Below are 1,732 nucleotides of genomic sequence, written 5' to 3'. Positions count from 1 at the left end.
ATAGAGGCCGTGTCCACGTTTTCGACCTTCGACAAAATCAAGGATCCCTACCGCGATCATAGCCATGGAGTGATCAAAATCGAAGGGTGCACACTGTTCTGGAAGATTGATCTGCATGAGGAAATTACATTTTCAAGGCCTTTTCTTTCTTTGCATCGCTGGTTTGGCTCCTCGAATATGCTCACTCCAGTGGCATCGACTTGCATACGGTGGGCGTGTTGCCCGAACCAAATTTCCGTTCACGTTCCCGGAATGGAGCCGCCTTGGTTGGGACCAAACTTCTACAGGGTTTGTGAAGACCATCAATCTTCTCGGTCACTCAACCATCCGGCGTTGCGCGTTATTCTGAAGTTTTGGTATCCCGTTTTACACCTCCGCCTTCAGAACCGCGCCAGACGGGACAAGTCCCGTTTCCACGTATCGCCACAAAGCCACGATGAGCTTGCGGGCAAGAGCCACGATGGCAACTTTCTTTCTCATTCCCGGGCGCTCGGCGGTGTATTTCCGGAACCAGCGCGCAAGGGCACTTTGTGGTTGGTACCGCAGCCAGCACCACGCCAGTTCGATCCCGAGGGTTCGGGCCGGTCGGTTTCCGGCTTTGCTGATGCCCTGGCTTCGCTCCACGTCGCCGCTGGAATAGGGGCTGGGCGTCAGGCCGAGGTAAGACGACAGGTGTCGCCTGTTCTTGAACTCCCGGCCAAACACTTCGGCAGACAGAAGCATCGCGCTGTGCCGTCCAACGCCACGCAGCCCTTCGAGCAGCACGGCCTTTTCGTGTTCCGGGAACTGTTCAGATTCAGTCGCAAGGGCTTCGTCGCGTTCCTCTGCCAGAGCCTTGATCATGTGGTTCGCCAGCTCCAAGCGTTCGAAGGAACGGACGACCTCGCGCATCAGCTGAGGTGGGAAAGGACGGCCATCAGCAGTCTCGAGGCCTTCCAGTCTCTTGCGCCATGTCACCATCGCCGGATTGATGTGCCGAACGCCTTGAAGGGCGAGCAGGGCACGAATGCGATTGATGTGGCCAGTGCGTTCGCTCATCAACCTTTTGCGTTCTCTGTGGAAGCGCTTGGCATCTTCTTCGGCAACGGTTGGAACACGCACCGTGCGGAACGCCTTTCGATCACCGGAGGAATAGTTCTTCAGCAGAACGACCATGCCTTCGGCGTCGACGCGATCTGTTTTGACCCTGCGGGCTTTACGGTTCACGAGGAAGCTCGTGGGATCCACGACCAGCGTCTCGATCCCTTCGTTGGACAGAAGCCGCTGAAGCCAAAAACCATCGTACCCGGTCTCAAAGCAAACGACAGGTCGTTGATCCGCTCCGCAAAGCTCCGTCGCCTCCGCAACAGTCGTTCGAACCAGATCGATCAGTCCCGGCGTATCAAACCCGTCCAGGCGCACAGATTTGATCTTGGCCAAGTGCGGCGCATCAAGCGCCACAAGCCATTTCGATTTGCTCAGATCAATGGCGACAAAGCAGGTCGCAGCAATAGTAGGCGTCATCATCTTGGAAATCTCCACTCCTTAGATTTTGCGCCAAACCTATCCGGTCAGCGCGACCTCCTGCATGGAAACTTTTACAATCTCACCTATGATGGCGGGACAGAGAACCCGACCTCATTGGCCGACACACGTCGGGTTCTGACCATCCTTTTCCCCAGCGATTATTGAGTTCGGTCCCGGCCACGTGGTCGGGACTGGAAGCGCAACCTGCGCCGGAAAGGAGGTGAGT

Annotated in this window: 1 protein-coding gene and 1 pseudogene; one reads left to right on the top strand and one right to left on the bottom strand. The window is 56.5% G+C overall.

Features of this window, described 5'->3' with window-relative positions; translation table 11 throughout:
* Positions 1-9: 9 nt before the first annotated feature.
* Positions 10-111, top strand: a pseudogene (locus ACRZ95_RS22855) (DUF3768 domain-containing protein); the annotation flags it as partial.
* Between the two features lie 255 nt (positions 112-366).
* Here the strand turns inward: ACRZ95_RS22855 and ACRZ95_RS22850 are convergent.
* Positions 367-1,506: an IS110 family RNA-guided transposase gene (locus ACRZ95_RS22850; RefSeq protein WP_480425094.1), complete on the bottom strand. Its 1,140-nt coding sequence runs from the start codon at positions 1,504-1,506 to the stop codon at positions 367-369.
* Positions 1,507-1,732 lie beyond the last annotated feature (226 nt).

Source organism: Ruegeria sp. AI3 (assembly GCF_056541245.1).
This window is presented reverse-complemented; position numbering and strand designations above follow the sequence as displayed.